At 69.2% G+C, this 18,362-nt stretch carries 17 protein-coding genes; 8 read left to right on the top strand and 9 right to left on the bottom strand.

The genetic code is table 11. The annotated features are described in order from the left end of the window. Positions 1 to 77 precede the first annotated feature (77 nt). From KL788_RS05990 to KL788_RS05975, 4 genes are read right to left on the bottom strand one after another with little or no spacing between them, the layout of a single operon-like run. On the bottom strand, positions 78 to 1,265 hold the full coding sequence (locus KL788_RS05990) for a cellulase family glycosylhydrolase (RefSeq protein WP_293169424.1): 1,188 nt from the start codon (positions 1,263 to 1,265) through the stop codon (positions 78 to 80). Positions 1,266 to 1,267: 2 nt separating this feature from the next. Beyond that, the gene (locus KL788_RS05985) at positions 1,268 to 1,804 is read right to left on the bottom strand and encodes a DUF2231 domain-containing protein (protein ID WP_293169422.1); all 537 of its coding nucleotides are present in this window, start codon (positions 1,802 to 1,804) and stop codon (positions 1,268 to 1,270) included. A 37-nt stretch (positions 1,805 to 1,841) separates the two neighbouring features. Continuing rightward, the gene (locus KL788_RS05980; protein ID WP_293169420.1) at positions 1,842 to 2,447 is read right to left on the bottom strand and encodes a CoA-binding protein; all 606 of its coding nucleotides are present in this window, start codon (positions 2,445 to 2,447) and stop codon (positions 1,842 to 1,844) included. Then, the gene (locus KL788_RS05975) at positions 2,444 to 3,745 is read right to left on the bottom strand and encodes an O-acetylhomoserine aminocarboxypropyltransferase/cysteine synthase family protein (RefSeq protein ID WP_293169418.1); all 1,302 of its coding nucleotides are present in this window, start codon (positions 3,743 to 3,745) and stop codon (positions 2,444 to 2,446) included. The genes KL788_RS05980 and KL788_RS05975 overlap by 4 nt, the downstream gene beginning before the upstream one ends. 141 nt (positions 3,746 to 3,886) lie before the next feature. On the opposite strand from KL788_RS05975, the gene KL788_RS05970 reads away from it, so the two are divergent. Then, positions 3,887 to 5,131, top strand: coding sequence for a DUF418 domain-containing protein (locus KL788_RS05970; protein ID WP_293169416.1), 1,245 nt, complete (start codon positions 3,887 to 3,889; stop codon positions 5,129 to 5,131). A gap of 37 nt (positions 5,132 to 5,168) precedes the next feature. Here KL788_RS05970 and KL788_RS05965 read toward each other — a convergent pair whose 3' ends face one another. Next, positions 5,169 to 6,815, bottom strand: a complete 1,647-nt coding sequence (locus KL788_RS05965) for a dolichyl-phosphate-mannose--protein mannosyltransferase (protein WP_293169414.1) — start codon at positions 6,813 to 6,815, stop codon at positions 5,169 to 5,171. 248 nt (positions 6,816 to 7,063) lie between these two features. On the opposite strand from KL788_RS05965, the gene rsmI reads away from it, so the two are divergent. Next, positions 7,064 to 7,882, top strand: coding sequence for a 16S rRNA (cytidine(1402)-2'-O)-methyltransferase (gene rsmI, locus KL788_RS05960; RefSeq protein ID WP_293169412.1), 819 nt, complete (start codon positions 7,064 to 7,066; stop codon positions 7,880 to 7,882). A 13-nt stretch (positions 7,883 to 7,895) separates the two neighbouring features. Here rsmI and KL788_RS05955 read toward each other — a convergent pair whose 3' ends face one another. Both KL788_RS05955 and KL788_RS05950 read right to left on the bottom strand, forming a co-directional pair. Next, on the bottom strand, positions 7,896 to 8,360 hold the full coding sequence (locus tag KL788_RS05955; protein ID WP_293169410.1) for a hypothetical protein: 465 nt from the start codon (positions 8,358 to 8,360) through the stop codon (positions 7,896 to 7,898). Between the two features lie 41 nt (positions 8,361 to 8,401). Further along, on the bottom strand, positions 8,402 to 8,959 hold the full coding sequence (locus KL788_RS05950; RefSeq protein WP_293169408.1) for a hypothetical protein: 558 nt from the start codon (positions 8,957 to 8,959) through the stop codon (positions 8,402 to 8,404). 54 nt (positions 8,960 to 9,013) lie between these two features. On the opposite strand from KL788_RS05950, the gene metG reads away from it, so the two are divergent. The 4 genes from metG (at position 9,014) to KL788_RS05930 (ending at position 13,572) form a co-directional block, all read left to right on the top strand. Further along, complete coding sequence (gene metG, locus KL788_RS05945) at positions 9,014 to 10,588, top strand: methionine--tRNA ligase (RefSeq protein ID WP_293169407.1); 1,575 nt, start codon at positions 9,014 to 9,016, stop codon at positions 10,586 to 10,588. A 143-nt stretch (positions 10,589 to 10,731) separates the two neighbouring features. Continuing rightward, the gene (locus tag KL788_RS05940; RefSeq protein WP_293173207.1) at positions 10,732 to 11,700 is read left to right on the top strand and encodes a TatD family hydrolase; all 969 of its coding nucleotides are present in this window, start codon (positions 10,732 to 10,734) and stop codon (positions 11,698 to 11,700) included. A gap of 16 nt (positions 11,701 to 11,716) precedes the next feature. Further along, the gene (rsmA, locus tag KL788_RS05935) at positions 11,717 to 12,568 is read left to right on the top strand and encodes a 16S rRNA (adenine(1518)-N(6)/adenine(1519)-N(6))-dimethyltransferase RsmA (protein ID WP_293169405.1); all 852 of its coding nucleotides are present in this window, start codon (positions 11,717 to 11,719) and stop codon (positions 12,566 to 12,568) included. After that, positions 12,565 to 13,572 (top strand): hypothetical protein, encoded by a 1,008-nt coding sequence (locus KL788_RS05930; RefSeq protein ID WP_293169403.1) that lies wholly within the window; start codon positions 12,565 to 12,567, stop codon positions 13,570 to 13,572. Before rsmA ends, KL788_RS05930 begins: the two co-directional genes overlap by 4 nt. 6 nt (positions 13,573 to 13,578) lie before the next feature. Here KL788_RS05930 and rlmC read toward each other — a convergent pair whose 3' ends face one another. Next, on the bottom strand, positions 13,579 to 14,727 hold the full coding sequence (rlmC, locus tag KL788_RS05925; protein ID WP_293169401.1) for a 23S rRNA (uracil(747)-C(5))-methyltransferase RlmC: 1,149 nt from the start codon (positions 14,725 to 14,727) through the stop codon (positions 13,579 to 13,581). A 41-nt stretch (positions 14,728 to 14,768) separates the two neighbouring features. Between rlmC and KL788_RS05920 the strand changes: the two genes are divergently transcribed. Continuing rightward, positions 14,769 to 15,704: a 4-(cytidine 5'-diphospho)-2-C-methyl-D-erythritol kinase gene (locus KL788_RS05920; RefSeq protein ID WP_293169399.1), complete on the top strand. Its 936-nt coding sequence runs from the start codon at positions 14,769 to 14,771 to the stop codon at positions 15,702 to 15,704. Here KL788_RS05920 and KL788_RS05915 read toward each other — a convergent pair. After that, positions 15,634 to 16,260 (bottom strand): signal peptidase II, encoded by a 627-nt coding sequence (locus tag KL788_RS05915; RefSeq protein WP_293169397.1) that lies wholly within the window; start codon positions 16,258 to 16,260, stop codon positions 15,634 to 15,636. The two genes, KL788_RS05920 and KL788_RS05915, sit on opposite strands and share 71 nt — an antisense overlap. A 53-nt stretch (positions 16,261 to 16,313) precedes the next feature. Between KL788_RS05915 and KL788_RS05910 the strand changes: the two genes are divergently transcribed. After that, a complete protein-coding gene (locus tag KL788_RS05910; protein ID WP_293169395.1) occupies positions 16,314 to 18,134 on the top strand; it encodes an ABC-F family ATP-binding cassette domain-containing protein in 1,821 nt (606 codons plus the stop codon). Positions 18,135 to 18,362 lie beyond the last annotated feature (228 nt).

Raw genomic sequence — 18,362 nt, 5'->3', positions numbered from 1 at the left:
GCTCCGGCGGAGTCGGGCAGGGAGCACTCGGAGACAACGAGTAACGTGGCCCGCTCTCGTCAGGAGAACGAGTCGAGCTACTGTTGCAGCAGCTCGATCAGAGCGGTGCCCGAGGGGCTGCGCGGCGCGTACTCGTCGGTGACGAGCGAGTAGGCGGCATTCGTCGGCGACTCTGAGGGCGGGATGCTCCACCACGCCCATGCGAGCGCGCCCGAGAGGTTCGCGTTTGCCCACGTGAAGGCCCGGCGCACGTGGTCGTCGCCACCGTCGCTCTGACCGAACTCGGCCATGACGACCGGCACACGCGCGGCGAGGGGAAGCACCTCGGCGTTCCAGCAGTTCTCGTCCGCGCACCGATTCCCGCGGTAAGAGTGAAGGCCAGCGATGAGCTGATCGTCGACAGGGGCCGCATCGAGCCAGCCACGCAAGTCATTGGCGTAGCCGAGGCCGCCTAGAATGATCGGCTGCGTGGCGCGAGACTGTCGCACGGCATCGACGAGCTCGACCATGCCGACGGCCGCATACGTCTCTCCCGTGAGCGGGAAGGCCTGGTCGTTCTCGATCGGAGGCGAGCATCCGCCCGTTGCCCAGCACTGCCAGTCGAGTGTGAACGCCCACTGCTCGCGGTCGGCGTCGTACCGGCTGTGCGGCTCGTTGAACACGTCGAAAACCACGCCCTGGTGCTTGCGATACTCCTCGGCCACCGACGACCAGAAGCGGGGGCTGTCGACGTCGGGCATCGGCCGCAAACCGTCGGCCAGCGTGGGGGAGGGGGCGCTCCAGTGCAGGTCGAGAATGACGACGAGTCCGACGCCGGTGAGACGCTCGACCCACGCGCGAACCGCGGCGCGGTACTGCTCACCTGAACCGAAGGCCACTTCGGGTCGCTCGTCGAACCAGCACTGCTGATTGAGCGGCACGCGCACCGCGGTGAAGCCCCACTCGACCATGGCCGCGACCGCGGCGTCGGTGGCTCCGCCCTCGTTGAGACCCCAGCCCTGAATGCACGCGTACTCGAAGCCCGGCCAGTTCGCGCCGACGAGCGTCAGCGGCTCGCCCGAGCGCCGGTCGATGATCTCGGCGCCGTGGACCGCGACGACCGGCGCATGAGGCGTGACAGACGCCAGACCCGCGTTGAGTGCACGGGCGGGCGCCGGCCACAGCAAGGGTGCCACGAGAACGGCGAGCGTCACGACCACGATGGTCGCAACACCCGAAAGCGCTGCGACGAGCCCGGCGACGCGGACCGGTCGAGCGCGGGCCACGCTCACCCGCCGACGCGCGGAAACCAGGTGGCGACGGCGCCCGAGTGGCCCACCATGATCGTGTAGTAGATGGCGAACGCGGCCATCATGACCGCCGCGACCGAAATGACGATCCGCAGCACGAGCAGCGCCCGCGAGGGGCCGGCACCTGATTCGGTGGCTGCCGTCGCCCGCGTGGCCCGTGCCGACAGCTCGGCGATGATCCCCCAGACAATGCTGAAGGCGAGAGTCACAGCCGCGATCGCCGGCAGGTTCTCGCCGAGCTCTTCGTGTACCTCGGGCTCACCGACGCGGTCGGCCAGCGCTTCGCCCGATTCCGCCGCGACCCACGCAGAGAGGGCGCCGACGGCCAGAGCGGCCACGACACCCCATCGAAGCATCCAGTGCACGCGCGGCAGCAGTGCGACGACGATGAGCGCGAGTGCGGCGGCGGGCAGCACGACCACGGCTACGTGCACGACGAGCGGGTGCAAGGGCAGGCCGCCGATGAAGTCGAACGGGCCGTCGCTCGAGGCGACAATCGCGGCGCGGAGTGTCATGGTGCGACTGTAGCCGCGCCGTGCGCCCGTAGGGCGTTTAGCGAACCTGCTTCTTCGACGAGATGACCCCGGTGTCGAAGCCCATGAGGTACAGCCCCCCGTGAAAGCGCGCGTGCTCGACCTTGATGCAGCGGTCCATGACGACCGTCAGCCCCTTCGACTCGCCGTAACGAGCAGCCTCTTCGTTGTAGATGCCGAGCTGCACCCAGACGGTCTTCGCGCCGATCGCGAGCACGTCATCGATCACCGAGGGAATGTCGCTGGCCTTGCGGAACACGTCGACGATGTCGGGCACCTCGGGCAGCGAGGCGAGGTCGGGGTAGGCGGGCTGCCCCAGAATCTCGGTCGCGTTCGGGTTCACGAAGTAGACGCGATAGTCACTCGACTGCTGCAGGTACGTGCCGACGAAGTACGAGCTACGGGCGGGGTTCGGCGAGGCCCCGACAATCGCGATGCTCTTCGCGCGGCGCAGGATGCTCAGCCGCTGCTTCGCGTCGGGCCCCACCCAGGTGCGCTGCGACTTCAGCAGTTTCGCGAGCGGCGAGCTGGCCGGAATATCGCAGGTCAGCCCGTTCGCGAGCGTGACGGTGGCCTGCTCGACAGCGGTCGCATCCGTGCTCTGCTGACTGGTCGCTGCACTCATGGTGACGCCCCCTTCAGCGCAGCCGTGAGCGCCTGATCGAGATCGTAGATGATGTCGTCGACGTCTTCGATGCCGACCGAGAGGCGCACGAGCCCCGGGTGCACGCCGCCGTCGACGAGTTGCTGTTCGGTGAGCTGCGCATGCGTCGTCGAGGCGGGGTGGATGATGAGCGTTTTGGCATCGCCGATGTTGGCGACGTGGCTCGCCAGCTCGACGTTCTCGATCACGCCCTGACCGACGGCTCGGCCGCCCTTGACGACGAAGCCGAACACCGAGCTCGGCCCGAGCGGCAGGTATTTCGCCGCACGCTCGTGGTGCCGGTGCGAGGGCAACCCGGCCCAGTTGACGGCCTCGACGCGGTCGTCGGCGGCCAGCCACTCCGCGACGACGCGCGCATTGTCGACGTGTGCCTGCATGCGGTACGGCAATGTCTCGACACCTTGCGCGAGCAGGAAAGCCGAGTGAGGCGCGAGTGCCGGGCCGATGTCGCGCAGCTGCTCCGCGCGCAGGCGGGTGAGAAAGGCATACTCGCCGAAGTTGCCGTGCCAGGTGAGGCCGCCATAGTGCGGAACGGTCTCTTCGAAGAGCGGAAAGTTGTGGTTCGACCAGTCGAAGCGGCCCGACTCGACGACGACGCCGCCGAGGGTCGTGCCAGCCCCGCCGAGAAACTTCGTCGCCGAGTGGATGACGATGTCGGCGCCCCACTCGATCGGCCGGCACAGGTAGGGGGTCGCGATAGTCGAGTCGATGACCAGTGGGATCTCGGCCGCGTGCGCGACGGCGGCGAGACCCTCGAGGTCGGCGATGTCGCCGCTGGGGTTCGCGATGGTCTCGGCGAAGACGAGCTTGGTGCGGCCCGGGATGATCGCCGCGGCGTAGTCGGCCGGGTCATCGCTCGCGACGAACGTCGTCTCGACCCCGAAGCGGCGCAACGTCACGTCGAGCTGCGTGATCGAGCCCCCGTAGAGGTTCGACGAGGCGACGATGTGGTCGCCCGTCCCGGCGAGCGAGGCGATCGTGATGAACTGCGCGCTCAGGCCGCTCGCGGTCGCCACGGCGCCGAGGCCGCCCTCGAGGCTCGCAACGCGCTCCTCGAAGCTCGCGATCGTGGGGTTCGCCAGGCGGCTGTAGATCGTGCCGTACTTCTGCAGCGCGAACCGCGCGGCGGCGTCTTCGGGCGAGTCGAAGACGAAGGCGCTCGACTGGTAGATCGGTATCGCGCGCGCACCTGTCGTCGCGTCGGGCACATTGCCCGCGTGCAGCGCGCGCGTGCGGAATCCGTAGTCGCGGTCGGCCATTCCTCCAGGCTAACCGTGTGCTTCACGGCCGGCCGCACCGCGCGTTACGCGACGTAACCTTCGCGCGGCGGAGAGCGAGCATCCGCATTCTCCACCGCGCGACGGAGGCGCACGCCGCAGGTCGCGTCGTATCGTGAATTCATGACGACGGATGCTCAGCCCTCGCCGCCCCCGCCCGCCCTCGCTCCGACTGCGCGCGCCGATCGCGCCTTGGCGCCCGACGTCGCGCGCGGCCTCGTGCTGCTCGGCATCGCCGTGGCGAACGTGCCGTTCTTCCTCTATGGTCGTGAGCTCGGCATTCTGCTGAAGCCCATGACGGATGCTGCTGCCGACCCGTGGGTCAACGCCCTCGTCGCGACGCTCGCCGACAACCGCAGCTACCCGCTCTTCGCGTTGCTCTTCGGCTACGGCATGACGCAACTTCTGACGCGGGAGCACGCGCGAGGCACCTCGTTGCCCGACGCACGCAAGCTGCTGATCCGCCGCAACCTGTGGCTCATCGCGTTCGGTGCCGCGCACGGGGTGCTGCTGTTCTTCGGCGACATTCTCGGCACCTACGGCCTGCTCGGCCTCGCCCTCGTGCTGCTGATCCGCGCGTCAGGTCGCACGCTCGCGATCGTCGGATGGCTCGCGTTCGGGTTCCTCATTCTGGTCGGCGCGCTGGAAGGTCTGAGCGGGCTGCTGTCGAAGTTCGGCGGGGGAGGGCTGTCGACCGTGAGCTTCGGTTCGGCCAGCGCCGAGACGTTCGGCATGGCGGTGCTGCTGCGCGCCGCCGAGTGGTCGATCGGCCTGATCTCGGTGCCCTTCGGCGGTCTGGGCCTTCTCGCACCCATGATTCTCGGCATGTGGGCCGCGCGGCGACGCATGCTCGAGCAGCCCTGGCAGCACCGTCGTGCGCTCGGTCTCACGGCGGGAATCGGCGTGCCGCTCTCGGTGCTCGGAGCTCTGCCCATCGCGCTCGCGCTGCTCGGGGTCTTCGAGCTCAACCCCTTCGTCGAGCCCTTTGCGGCCATGCTGCACGCTGCGACGGGAGCCATCGGAGGCGCAGGCTACGTGGCGCTCATCGCTCTGCTCGTCGCCGGCCGACCATCCGGGCGCGAGCTCGGCAGCCCGACAGCGAAGCCCGCAGGGCCGATCTCGCGCGCCTTCGCGGCGCTCGGGCAACGGTCACTCAGCGGCTATCTCACCCAGTCGGTGGTGTTCGTCATCGCCTTCGCGCCCTACACGCTCGGCCTCGGCGGCACCGTGAGTGTCGCCGTTGCCACTCAGATCGCCGTCATCACGTGGCTCGGCACGCTCGTGCTCGCGAACGTTCTCGCGGCGTTCGACCGGCCTGGTCCGGCCGAGTGGTTGCTGCGCCGGGCGGTGTACGGGCGGCGCCGGTAGGCGACGGCCGCGGCCATGGACCCCTCGGTTCATGCGCTCAGATCCATGTCGGCAACCAGTAGTGCAGCCGGATGAAGTCGATGTCGACGGGCGTGCCCGTCCACAGCGGCAGGAAGAACGCGCTGATCGCGACGACGACGAACATGAAGACCAGCACGACCGTGGCACCGACCGCGCGCCGCGGCGCGGGCGCTGACGGATTGCCGAGCACGGCGCTGAGCACGATCGTGAGGGCGAGCACGAGAAACGGCGTGATGACAATCGTGTAGAAGAAGAACGTCGTGCGCTCGGGGTAGAGCAACCATGGCAGCCAGCCGGCGAAGACCCCGGTGAGCACGACGGCAAGAGGCCAGCCGTGCGCGGGCAGCAGGGGCAGGTGGGCGCCGCGCATCCGTCGCACCGCGCTCACCACCAGCACCACGACGAGCGTGACGACCGCGGCGACGGCAGCCCACCAGATGAGTGGGTTCGGGATTCCGGTGATGGCTTCGGCCGTGCCGTCGCCGAGGTCGGTGTAGTGCATGTACGTCGGGCGCAGCAGCAGCGGCCAGCCGAGTGCGGGCGCGCCGTAGTTGTGGTCGGCGGTCACGCCCACGTGATAGCCGTAGATCGATTGCTGGTAGGCCCACCAGTTCTGCAGGGGGTCGGGAAGACTGCCCAGGATGCCCGGTAGTCGATTCTCGTCGGACACGAGCCGGTCGCGGCCGTAGCCTCCGGTCGTCGCGAACCAGCCCCACCACGTGATGAGGTGGGCGGCTGCAGCAGCGGGGATCGTGAGCACGAACGAGATCGGAGCCTGCCGCAGCAGGGTGCCGCTCGCCCACAGGGCGACCCCGGCGCGGCGACGGTCGACGGCGTCGGCGGCGACGGTTAGTACGGCGAAGGCGGCGAGCAGGTAGAGGGCGTTCCACTTGACGCCCGTGGCGAGCCCGAACGCGAGCCCAGCGGCGAGCAGCCAGGGGCGACCCCACAGCGCGGGCCCCCAGTCGGTCGTGCGCGGCGGGTCGCTCGAGCGACGCCGCTCGAGCCAGGCGGTGAGCTGGCGGTGGGCATCCCGTCGATCGAGCACGATGAAGATGACGGCGAGCACGATGAGCAGCGCGAGCACGCCGTCGAGCAGTGCGACGCGGCTCATGACGATCGCGTTGCCGTCGACGGCGATGAGCAGACCCGCGAGGCCCGTGAGCACGAGGCGCCCGAGCAGAAGGTGCGCGAGCAGCATGACGAGCCCGACGAGGGCGATGCCCATCAGTGCCGTGCCGAGGCGCCAGGCTGCGGGGTTTTCGGGGCCGAGCAGCGCGAGCCCGAGCGCAATGACCCACTTACCGAGCGGCGGGTGTACGACGAATGACGCAAGTGGGCTCGGGCTGCCGGGAGTGCCCGCGGCCCACAGATCGTTCGCGCCGTCGGGCCAGCGCCCCTCGTAGCCGAGCTGCCGCAGCGACTCGGCGTCTTTCACGTAGTAGGTCTCGTCGAAGACGAGCTCGCCCGGCTGCTCGAGGCCGATGAGCCGCGTCGCCGCTGCGACGCCGAGCACGGCCGCGGGCACGGCGACCTGCAGCACGCGCCGTCTCCGCTCGAGCGTCTGCGACGAGGGTGCTGCGGTCGCGGCCGCGTGCATTCCGGTCGAATGAGCAGGGTGCTGGTCGCGCGAGTGGGCCCCCGTCGACTGTGCCCCCGTCATTCGCTCATCGTATCCGTGCGCGGTGCGACGTGACATGACCGACCTGTACGCCTCCGGTGACTTCAACGGATGCGGAACTGTCCGAATCTGCTTCATGTTCTTCCGCATCCGTTGAAGTCTCTGAGGCGTGACCCCGAGGGGACGGCAAGTCGTGGGGAAGGCGCGCCTCCTGCCCAACCGCGGTGTGGTCACCGGCCCGGCAAACCCTGGCCGGGGCGGACGGTCGCGCCCGGTGGGAGGATGGGCGCATGATTCTGCTCGCGGCGACGCCCATCGGCAATCTCGGCGACGCGAGCCGGCGGCTGGTCGAGGCGCTGCAGTCGGCGACGGTCGTCGTCGCCGAAGACACCCGCACCGCCGTGCACCTCATGCGCGCGCTAGGGGTGGAAAATCGCCCGCAATTGCTGCCCCTGCACGAGCACAACGAGCGCGAGAAGTCGGCCGAGCTCGTCGAGCTCGCCCGCGAGACCGACGTGCTCGTGCTCACCGACGCGGGCATGCCGGGCATCAGCGACCCGGGCTTCGTGCTCGTCGAGACGGCGATCGCCGCCGGAGTCACCGTCACTGCCCTGCCCGGGCCGAGCGCCGTGCTCACGGCTCTCGTGCTGAGCGGGCTGCCGACCGACCGCTTCGTGTTCGAGGGCTTCCTGCCGCGGAAAGGCCGGGCGGCCGCACTGCGGGCGCTCGCGGCCGAGCCGCGCACGATCGTGGTCTTCGAGGCTCCGCACCGCATCGCCGCGGCGCTCGCCGATGCGCGCGACGCCATGGGGCCGGACCGTCGAGCCGCCGTGTGCCGCGAGCTCACGAAGAAGTTCGAAGAGGTCGCTCGGGGCACTCTCGCCGAGCTCGCCGAGCAGTTCGCCGACGGCGCTCGCGGCGAGATCGTGCTCGTCATCGAGGGCGCGCCCGCGCGGTCGGGCGACCTGCCGAGCGCGCTCGCCGAGGTCGCGTCGCGCGTCGAGACGGGAGAGCGCCTGAAGGATGCCGCTGCCGAGGTCGCCGCCGCGACGGGGCTCGGCAAGCGCGAGCTCTACGAGGCGGCGCTCGCTGCTCGTCGAGCGACCTAGCCGGCCGACGTACTCAGTCGCAGCTTTCGCGCAGCACGAGGGTGACGGGCACGGCGCGCTCGGTGCCGTCGGCGGTGACGCGCAGGCCGGTGACGACGCCTTCCGCGGCCGTGACGCGCTCGACTTCGATGCCGACGAACGCCGCTTCGCCGGGCTCGATGAGCGAGCGATCGAGGTCGACGCCGCTGAACGCGTCGCGGCCGCCGGTGCTGAAGTCGACCGAGGTCTCGCGCGCGGCCTCGTCAGCCGCGAAGAAGCGGTCGACAACGTCGACGGTCGAACCGTCGGCGAGCTCGATCGCGCTGACCGACAGAGCCTCGCCCGCTGTGTTCGTGACGCCGATCGCGATCGTGCCCCGGTCGGCAGCGAGGCATCCGTCGAGACCGGAATCACCGGGCCCGCCGCTGCAGGCGGCGAGCGGCACGACGAGCGCGAGTGTGGCCATGATCAGGAGGCGGCGCGAGAGAGGATGCATCACGCTGAGCACGCTACGCGAAAGGTCCCTCGAACGATGAGCGATCAGTGCCCTGTGGCGCCGCAGTGCGACCACGGCGGTACGAAGCCGACGGTCGTGTCGGCCACGCTCGTCGCCGAGAACCAGCCGTCGTCGTACTTGACGCGCATGCCCTCGATGCCGGCATAGTCGGTGAAGTCGCGGGCGCGAAGCTCGATGACGAGCTCTGCCGAGCCACCACCGTCGATCGTGACGCCATCGATCGGCACCCGGTCGTTGTAGAGCGGTCTCTGCTCGACGCTCAAGCGGCCACCCGGAGCGAAGCCGAACGAGGTGAAAGGCGACGGCGTCGGCACGATCGAGATCTCGCTGATCACAGCGTTGATGAGTTCGATCGGGCGCGCCTCGCGCAGAATCACGTCGCGCGGAGAGGTGTTCACCACGGTGACGCCGACATAGGCGATGTACCCCTCGCTCGACGTGTCAGGGGTCGTCGCGGTCGCGAAACAGAGCTCGGTGAGGTCGCCGTACACCTGCACGGCCGGTGCGCCGACACACCCGGTGAGGGCGACTGCGATCGTCGCCCCGACGAGCCCCCCGGCGAAGATTCTAGTGATCCTCACGAGGGTCAAGGGTAGCGCGAAACACAGCCACGCGCGCCCGTAGACTTGAGCATCATGGCCGCCGGTGACAGCTTCTATATCGCGACGCCGATCTTCTACGTCAACGACGTGCCGCACATCGGGCACGCGTACACCGAGGTCGCCGCCGACGTGCTCGCGCGCTGGCACCGCCAGTCGGGCATCGACACCTGGTCGCTCACCGGAACCGACGAGCACGGCCAGAAGATTCTGCGCACCGCCGTCGCGAACGGCGTCACACCGCAGGAGTGGGCAGACAGGCTCGTCGACTCGGCGTGGGTGCCTCTGCTGAAGACGATCGATATCGCGAATGACGACTTCATCCGCACCACCGAGGCGCGGCACGAGAAGGTCGTGCAGCGCTTTCTGCAGAAGCTCTACGATGACGGGTTCATCTACGACGGCGAGTACGAAGGCTACTACTGCGTCGGCTGCGAAGAGTACAAGCAGCCTGACGACCTCGTTGCCGGCGCGGGCGAGTTCGAGGGCCAGCAGGTCTGCTCCATTCACGGTCGGCCGATCGAAGTGCTCAAGGAGAAGAACTACTTCTTCCGCATGAGCGAGTTTCAGCAGCGCCTGCTCGACCTCTACGAGTCGCAGCCCGACTTCATCCAGCCGAACAGCCTGCGCAACGAGATCGTGTCGTTCGTGAAGCGCGGCCTCGACGATCTGTCGATCTCGCGGCAGAGCTTCGACTGGGGCGTGCGCATTCCGTGGGACGACACCCACGTCACCTATGTGTGGTTCGACGCCTTGCTGAACTACATCAGTGCCATCGGCTGGGGCGACGACGACGCGAACTTCGAGCGCCGCTGGCCAGCCGTGCAGCTCGTCGGCAAAGACATCGCCCGCTTCCACGCCGTCATCTGGCCCGCCATGCTCATGGCCGCGGGCCTCCAGCCGCCCGCGCGCGTCTTCGGCCACGGCTGGCTGCTCGTCGGCGGCGAGAAGATGTCGAAGTCGAAGCTCACGGGCATCGCGCCGCACCAGATCACCGACGTGTTCGGCAGCGACGCCTTCCGCTACTACTTCATGAGCGCCATCAACTTCGGTCAAGACGGCTCGTTCAGCTGGGAAGACCTGTCGGCCCGCTACCAGGCCGAGCTCGCCAACGGCTTCGGCAACCTCGCCTCGCGCGTCATCGCGATGGTCGGCAAGTACTGCGACGGCGTCGTGCCCGCGGCGACCGACGTGACCGATGCTGAGCGGGGCATTCAGAAGACCGTGGCGGATGCTGTGGTCGCCGCCCAGCGCGCCATCGACACTTTCGCCATCCACGACGCGATCTCCGCGGTCTGGACGATCGTCGACGAGCTCAACGGCTACATCACGCTGCAGGAACCGTGGAAGGTCGCGAAGGACGAGGCGCAGACGGCTCGACTTCACACGATCTTGTACACCGCGGCCGAGGGGCTGCGGGCGCTCGCCGTGCTGCTTTCGCCCGTCACACCGAAGGCCGCCCAGAAGCTGTGGGTCGCCCTCGGAGCCGAGGGTGCGCTCGGCGCGCTGCTCGACCAGAGCATCCCGACCGCGGGCCAATGGGGCCAACTGCCCGCCGGCACGCAGACACAGCCGCTCGAGGCGCTCTTCCCGCGCATCGAGACCGAGTAGCCCTCTTCCGCCGCGTCAAGCCCCGGCCCCGCCCAGGCGAACGCGGTACGGTCGTAGCTGGAGGCGATACCGTGAGCGACGCGCTCGACCCGAAACAGATCGACCCGGCTGTGCTTGATCCACATGTGCGCGCCCGCGCGATCATGGAAGGCACCGACCGTGATCTGAGCTATCCGCCGAGCCCCGAAGCGCTCGTGGTGCCCGTCTACGACAACCACACGCACCTCGAGATCGCCGACGGTGAGAACCCCATGCACTACCGCGAGCACCTCGACCGCGCTTCGGCCGTCGGAGTGCGCGGCGTCGTGCAGGTCGGCACCGACGTGCTCACGAGTCGCTGGTCGGCCGCCGTCGCGGAGCGCGAGCCCCGGGTGCTGGCCGCGGTCGCCATCCACCCCAATGAGGTTCCTGACCTGGCCGCGTCGGGCGAACTGGATGCTGCGCTGGGGGTCATCGACGAGCTCGCCGCGCAGCCGCGCGTCGTCGCCATCGGCGAGACCGGCCTCGACTACTACCGCACGAAGCCCGGCAACGGACGCGACGCCCAGCTCGCCGCCTTCGAAGCCCACATCGAGATCGCCAAGAAGCACGGGCTGGCCCTGCAGATTCACGACCGCGACGCGCACGACGACATCGTGGCGACCCTGCTGCGTGTGGGTGCGCCCGACAAGGTCGTCTTCCACTGCTTCAGCGGCGACGTCGAGCTCGCGAGCGTCTGCGCCGAGCGCGGCTGGTACGCGAGCTTCGCCGGCACAGTGACGTTCAAGAACGCCCGCAATCTGCGTGACGCCCTCGACGTGCTGCCGCGCGCGCTACTGCTCGTCGAGACCGACGCACCATTCTTGACCCCCCACCCCTACCGCGGCCGGCCGAACGGCCCCTACTTGCTGCCGTTCACGGTGCGCGCGATCGCCGACCACCTCGGCACCGACGTGTCGATGCTCTCGGCGCAGCTGAGCTCGAACACCGAACTCGTCTACGGCTCGTGGGATGCGAATCCGGTCGTGGCACCCGGTGACCCGTGGGCTGCGCAGGAGGTGCCGGGCAACCCCGACGAGCTCGGCGACCTCGGTGGAGAACTGCCGGAGCATTACCCGGGCGAGCGCACATGAGCGCACCGAGCGTCGCGTGAGCGGCCTGCTCGGCCCCGCCGAGGTGCGCGACCTCGCCGCACTGCTCGACGTGACCCCCACCAAGAAGCTCGGCCAGAACTTCGTGCACGACGCCAACACGGTGCGGCGCATCGTCGCGACCGCTGCCCTCGAACCCGGTGAGCCCGTGCTCGAGGTCGGCCCGGGGCTGGGGTCGTTGACGCTCGGAATTCTCGAGGCGGGGCATCCGGTCGTCGCGATCGAAGTGGATGCTCGCCTCGCGGCCCAGCTGCCCCTCACGGTCGGCGAGCTGCAGCCCGAGGCCGAGCTGGGCGTGGTCACCGCAGATGCGCTGCGCATCCCGGCTGCGCCCGACGCCCCGGGCGGCCAGCGCCCGACCGCGCTCGTCGCCAACCTGCCCTACAACATCTCGGTGCCCGTGCTGCTGCACCTGCTCGGCCTCGAGCCGGGCATCCGTCGCGTGCTCGTCATGGTGCAGGCCGAGGTGGGCCACCGTCTGGCCGCCCCTCCCGGCTCGAAGGTCTACGGCGGCCCGTCGATCAAAGCCGCCTGGTACGGCGCGTGGCGGGTCGAGGGTGTCGTCAGCCGGCAGGTGTTCTGGCCGGTGCCAAACGTCGATTCGGTGCTCGTCGGCATGACGCGCGGGCCGGTGCCGGGCACCGAGGCCGAGCGCGTGCGGGTCGGCGAGCTCGTCGACGCCGCGTTCGGGCAACGCCGCAAGATGCTGCGGCAGGCGTTGAGCGAGCTGTTCGGCTCGTCAGCCGCCGCTACCGCCGCACTCGAGGCCGCCGGCCTCGACCCCACCGCGCGGGGCGAGATGCTCGGGTTGCCAGAGTTTCTGCGGCTTGCTCGGGCCGCGCCGGCGTGAGCGCAGCATCCGGTGCTTCTGCGATCGCACCGCGCAGGCTGACGCCCGCCGCGACGATCGTCATCGTGCTCGCGGGCATCGGCCTCGGCAGTCTCGTCGGCGCGCTCGTGCCGGCGGCCGCTGGGGTGCCCGATGCTGTAGTGCTCGGCGTCGTCGCCGTCGCGATCGGCATCACGTTGCTCGATGTTCCGCTCGCGTCATTCGGCCGGGCCGTGCTCGACCGGCGCTTTCTCGTCGCGGTGCTGCTGCTCAATGTCGTCATCTCGCCGCTGCTCGTCTATGTGCTGAGTCGCATCGTGTTTCGCGACCCCGACCTGCAGGCGGGGCTGCTGCTCATGCTGCTCGCACCCGGGGTCGGGCTCGTCGCGGCGTTCGTGCGCCGCGCGGGCGGGGCCGTCGAGACTCTGCTGAGCGTCGCGCCCGTGCTGCTCGTGCTGCAGGCGATCACCGTGCCCGGCTTCATGCTGCTGTTCACGGCGGGCGAGAATTTTCTCAGCCTCGACGGATCGCGCCTGCCGCTCGCCCTGCTCATCGGCATCATCGCGCCAGCTCTGGTGGTGACCGGGCTGCAACTCGCGGGTGTGCGCGCTCCGCGGCTCGCGTCAGCACTGCGGCGCGGCTCGACGCTGACGGCGCCCGCCACGGCTCTCGCGGCTGGCCTCGTCGCCGCCGCCATGATCCCTCGAGCGACCGACCGGCTTGAGTTGCTCGAGGCCGTCGCTCCGCTGTTCGGCGTCTATCTCATCGTCATGGCCCCCATCGGCATTCTCGTCGCCACTGCCTTCGGGCTCGCGATCTCGAGCGTGCGCTCGCTGACCTTCAGCGGGGGAGCGCGCAACGGGCTGCTCGTGCTGCCGATCGCCCTGGCGTTCCCCGACGGCTTCGCGCTCGTGGCCGTCGTCATCGTGCTCGGAATGGCCGTCGAGATCATCGGCATGGGCATCTACCGCCTCGTGGTGCCGAGTGTCACCGCGCAGTCGCGCAGTGTGCTCACGCCCGACTGAACGCCGTCAGACGCGCTCGAGCAGCGTGATCGCCTCGAGGTGGGTGGACTGCGGGAACATGTCGAGCACGCGCGCCCGGGTCACGGTGTACCCGGGCATCGCTGCGAGGTCGCGCGCGAGCGACTCGGGGTTGCAGCTGCTGTAGATCACGTGCCGCGGCCCGCTGGTCTGCAGCCACTCGGCGAGCGGAGTGCCGAGCCCTCGCCGGGGAGGGTTGACGATCACCACGTCGGGCACCGCATCGGCGGTCGAGCCGAGGGCGAAGGCGGTCGCATCGGCGGCGATGAAGCGGATGCTCTGCCGTTCGCTCGGCTCAGCGAACAGTGCATCGCGCGCCAGTTCGGCACTCGCGACGGCATCGGCTGACAATTCGACGCCCACCACAGAGCGACCCGACCGCGCGGTGTGCAGGGCGAACCCGCCGACGCCGCAATACAGATCCCACACCGATTGCGCTCCGAGTTCATCCAGCCACTGCGCCGCCTGCCGGTAGAGCGCACCTGCGATGGCGGTGTTGGTCTGCACGAAGCTCTGGGGCCGCACGAGCAGGTCGACGTTGCCGACCCGCATACGCAGCATCGACTCCGTGGTCAGCACGTGCTCGACCTCACCTTCGAGCACGGCCTTGTGCTCGGGGTGAATATTGGCGGTCACCACGACGAGCTGCGGCACAGCATCCGTCAGCCAGGTCAGGTGAGAACGGATGCTCGCCACCGACGCCTCGCTGCGCACCACGAACCGCATCATGAGGTCGCCGCTCGCCGCGACCGTCACGATGAGGTGCTTCAGCTCGCCCTGGCGGGCCGGAACGTCGTAGGGTTCGAGCCCCATGCGCGTGATGGCCGCGATGAGCGCGGGAAAAGCGGCGAGAATGCGCGGGTCGATGATGCCGCAGTGGCGCAGGTCGACGCCGCGGCCCTGCCCGTCGAGAATGCCGAGGGTGGGGTGCTCGACCGTGCCTCCGACGACCATTTTGGCTTTGGCGCGAAAGCCGCTCTCGCTACTCGCGACGGGCGGCAGCCACGACGCGCCGACCGCGAAGGGCTCTAGCAGTGAACGCACGCGCGCTTCTTTAGCGGCGAGCTGCTGGGCGTAGGGCTGACCCATGAGCGTGCACGAGCGGCAGAGCCCGGCGTCGAAGTAGTCGCACTGCATGGTGGGGCCAGGCTAGCCGTGAGTGAGCATAGGGTGGAGCCATGAGCACGGGGGCGACCAGCGAGGTGGTGCACGCGAGGGCGCCCGGCAAGATCAACGTCTTCATGAAGGTCGGCTCGCTGCTCGACGATGGCTACCACGAGGTGGCCACGGCCTACCAGGCGATCTCGCTCTACGAAGAGGTCTATGCCCGACCCGCCGACGACTTCTCGGTCAGTTTCACCGGCCCGATCGACTGCAGCGGTCTCGCGACCGACGGCTCGAACCTCGCGATCAAGGCCGCCCGTCTGCTCGCGCGCACGGCCGACTATCGCGGGGGCGTCGCGCTTGAGATCGAGAAGCACGTGCCCATTGCGGGCGGCATGGGTGGCGGCTCGGCCGACGCCGCCGCCACGCTCGTGGCGTGCGACCACTTGTGGGGCACGGGCCTGAGCCGCGACGAGCTGCACGAGCTCGGGGCCCAGCTCGGTGCCGATGTGCCGTTCGCACTCATGGGCGGCACCGCCGTGGGCACGGGTCGCGGCGACCGGCTCTCGCCCGCTCTCGCGCAAGGCACCTTCCACTGGGTGCTCGCCCTCGCCGACATCGGCCTCAGCACGCCCGAGGTCTATGCCGAGCTCGACCGGCACCGTGAGCGGCACGCGAGCGACATCGCTCCGGCCCCCGAGCAGCCCGCCGTCGACATCGAAGTGCTGCAGGCGCTGCGCGCGGGCGACCCGCATCAGCTGGCCGAGTACCTGTACAACGATCTGCAAGCTCCTGCGCTGCACCTCGCACCCGAGCTCGCCAAGACGCTCGAGACCGGCGAGCTGCAGGGTGCGCTCGCGGGCCTCGTCTCGGGATCAGGACCGACGGTGGCGTTTCTCGCCGCCGATCAGACCGCGGCCCTCGAACTGCAGGTCGCGCTCAGTGCGTCTCGGTTGACGGTGCTGCGGGCGACGGGTCCGGTTCACGGCGCTCGGGTGATCGCGAGCTGACGCCGATCAGGCTCAGCAGCACGATCGCGATCGCACCACCGACGAGGGCGATGTCGGCCACGTTGCCCACGAAGATGCCGAAGTAGTCGATGAAGTCGACGATCTCGCCGCGGGCGAAGCCCGGCTCACGAAACAGCCGGTCGCCGAGGTGGCTGATCGCTCCGCCGAGCAGCGCTCCGGCCGCGAGGGCCCACCGCACGCTCGAGATGCGCGCGACGAAGACTGAGATGCCCACGACCGCGATCGCAGCGATGAGGGTGAGCACCCACGTGAAGTCACCGCCGATGCCGAACGCGGCGCCCGGGTTGTAGACGAGCCGCCACTGAATCCACTCACCGATGACCGGCACGCCCTCGTAGGGCACGAGCGTCGCCTCGGCCCAGTACTTCGTGGCCTGGTCGATGATGATGATGCCGGCCGCCCACAGCAGCGTGAAGGGCAGCACGCGCCCGATGGGCCGCGTCGGCTGCGTGGCATCTGCCGACGTTTCGGCGTCGAAGTCGGCAGACGTGTCTGCGTCGGGCGCGGGCTCGGGCGAGAGGGCGTCGGAGGGCATCCGTCTATTCTGCCTGGTCTTGGTGCACAGGCGCCGCGCCCTAGTCTCGATGGGTGGCCCATCTCTTGGGAGCCGAGCAGCTCCGCGTCGAATACCCCACCCGTGTCGTTCTCGATGGAGTCACGGTGGGCGTCAGCGACGGCGACCGCATCGGCGTCGTCGGCCGCAACGGCGACGGCAAGTCGACCCTGCTGCGCATTCTCGCCGGCAAGCAAGAGCCCGACGATGGCCGCGTGACGCGCCGCGGCGGGGTCACCCTGGGCATGCTCGATCAGGCCGACCACCTGCAGACCGGGCTGACGGTCATCGAGACGGTCGTCGGCGATCGGCCCGAACACGAGTGGGCGGGCGATCGCAATGTGCGGGATGTTCTCGCCGGCTTGATCTTCGACATACCCGGTCACACCCTCGTCGATGACTTGAGCGGAGGCCAGCGCCGCCGCGTCGCCCTCGCGGCACTGCTCAGCCGCGAGTGGGACATCGTCGTGCTCGACGAGCCCACCAACCACCTCGACATCGGCGGAGTGCACTGGCTCGCCGGGCACCTCAAGCGCCGCTGGTCGCCCGGCGCGGGCGCGCTTCTCGTCGTGACCCACGACCGGTGGTTTCTCGACGAGGTCAGTCAAGACACCTGGGAGGTGCACGACCGCATCGTCGAGCCCTTCGAGGGCGGCTACGCGGCCTATGTGCTGCAGCGCCTCGAGCGCGACCGTCAGGTCGCCACGATGGAGGCCAAGCGCCAGAACCTCATGAAGAAAGAGCTCGCGTGGCTGCGCCGCGGCGCGCCGGCCCGCACGGCCAAGCCGAAGTTTCGCATCGAGGCGGCCAACGCGCTCATCGACGACGTGCCGCCGCTGCGCAACTCGGTCGAGCTCACCCAGATGGCCACCTCGCGCCTCGGCAAAGACGTCATCGACCTGCTCGACGTCTCGGTCTCGTATGGCGACACCCAGATTCTGCACGACGTAGAGTGGCGCATCGCCCCCGGCGAGCGCACGGGCATTCTCGGCGTCAACGGTGCGGGCAAGTCGACGCTCTTGAAGCTCATCGACGGCACGCTCGAGCCGACGACGGGCCGCGTCAAGCGCGGCAAGACGGTTGTCGTCTCGACGCTCGACCAGCAGCTCGGCGATCTCACGGCCGTCGCGAACGAGCGCGTGAGCGCGGTCATCGCGACGAAGCGCACGAGCTACGCCGCGGGCGACAAAGAGCTCACCCCGGGTCAACTGCTCGAGCGCATGGGCTTTACGTCAGCGCAGCTCTCGACCCCGATCAAAGACCTGTCTGGTGGCCAGAAGCGACGGCTGCAGCTGCTGCTGATCTTGCTCGACGAGCCGAACGTGCTCATCATGGACGAGCCGACGAACGACATGGATACCGACATGCTCGCGGCCATCGAAGACCTGCTCGACTCGTGGCCGGGCACGCTCATCGTCGTTTCGCACGACCGCTACCTGCTAGAGCGCGTGACCGACCAGCAGTACGCCGTGCTCGGCGGTCGGCTTCGCCACTTGCCCGGCGGTGTCGACGAGTATCTGCGCATCGCCGCGCACGCTGCGGCCCCGACGGGCACGAATGATGCGGGGCGTGCGACGGTGGCGTCTGTCACGGCGACGGCACCCGCATCCACCGCCTCGTCGGCACCGAAGCTTTCTGGGGCCGAGCGGCGCACGCTCGAGAAAGAGCTCTCGGCACTCGAGCGCCGCATCGCGAAAGTGCAAGGCCAGGTGGATGCTCTGCACGTGCAGCTCGCCGAGCATGACGTCAACGACTACGCAGGTCTCGGCACGCTTCATGACCAGGTGCGCGCCTTCGAGGCCGAGCTCGAGTCGGCCGAAGAGCGCTGGCTTGAGCTGGGCGAGTTATTGGGCTGACTCCTAGTTGCTGTCTGTCGCGGCCGCTGGCGGCGCCCGCGCTCGGCTGAGCCGGACCGCGGCGCAGAATGTGTCGCCGTGTACAGTGGAGAGCGGCGCCGCAGTCTGCGCCGACTTCTCACCCCTCGTTCGATCTGGACGCTGCTTGTGCCTGCGCGCCGCAGCCGCCGCCGAACTCGCAGGACTGCCTGCTGCGTAACGATGCGCACCATCCTGTCTCGTCTGGCC

It is taken from the genome of Microcella sp. (assembly GCF_019739195.1).
Classification (GTDB): domain Bacteria; phylum Actinomycetota; class Actinomycetes; order Actinomycetales; family Microbacteriaceae; genus Microcella.
This window is presented reverse-complemented; position numbering and strand designations above follow the sequence as displayed.

Excerpts from the sequence above, each read along its gene's own strand:
- metG (WP_293169407.1), top strand. The coding sequence starts at position 9,014 with ATGGCCGCCGGTGACAGCTTCTATATCGCGACGCCGATCTTCTACGTC.
- rsmI (WP_293169412.1), top strand. The coding sequence starts at position 7,064 with ATGATTCTGCTCGCGGCGACGCCCATCGGCAATCTCGGCGACGCGAGC.
- KL788_RS05940 (WP_293173207.1), top strand. The coding sequence starts at position 10,732 with ATGGAAGGCACCGACCGTGATCTGAGCTATCCGCCGAGCCCCGAAGCG.
- KL788_RS05965 (WP_293169414.1), bottom strand. The coding sequence starts at position 6,815 with ATGACGGGGGCACAGTCGACGGGGGCCCACTCGCGCGACCAGCACCCT.
- KL788_RS05970 (WP_293169416.1), top strand. The coding sequence starts at position 3,887 with ATGACGACGGATGCTCAGCCCTCGCCGCCCCCGCCCGCCCTCGCTCCG.
- KL788_RS05920 (WP_293169399.1), top strand. The coding sequence starts at position 14,769 with ATGAGCACGGGGGCGACCAGCGAGGTGGTGCACGCGAGGGCGCCCGGC.
- KL788_RS05915 (WP_293169397.1), bottom strand. The coding sequence starts at position 16,260 with ATGCCCTCCGACGCCCTCTCGCCCGAGCCCGCGCCCGACGCAGACACG.
- KL788_RS05975 (WP_293169418.1), bottom strand. The coding sequence starts at position 3,745 with ATGGCCGACCGCGACTACGGATTCCGCACGCGCGCGCTGCACGCGGGC.
- KL788_RS05985 (WP_293169422.1), bottom strand. The coding sequence starts at position 1,804 with ATGACACTCCGCGCCGCGATTGTCGCCTCGAGCGACGGCCCGTTCGAC.
- rlmC (WP_293169401.1), bottom strand. The coding sequence starts at position 14,727 with ATGCAGTGCGACTACTTCGACGCCGGGCTCTGCCGCTCGTGCACGCTC.
- KL788_RS05980 (WP_293169420.1), bottom strand. The coding sequence starts at position 2,447 with ATGAGTGCAGCGACCAGTCAGCAGAGCACGGATGCGACCGCTGTCGAG.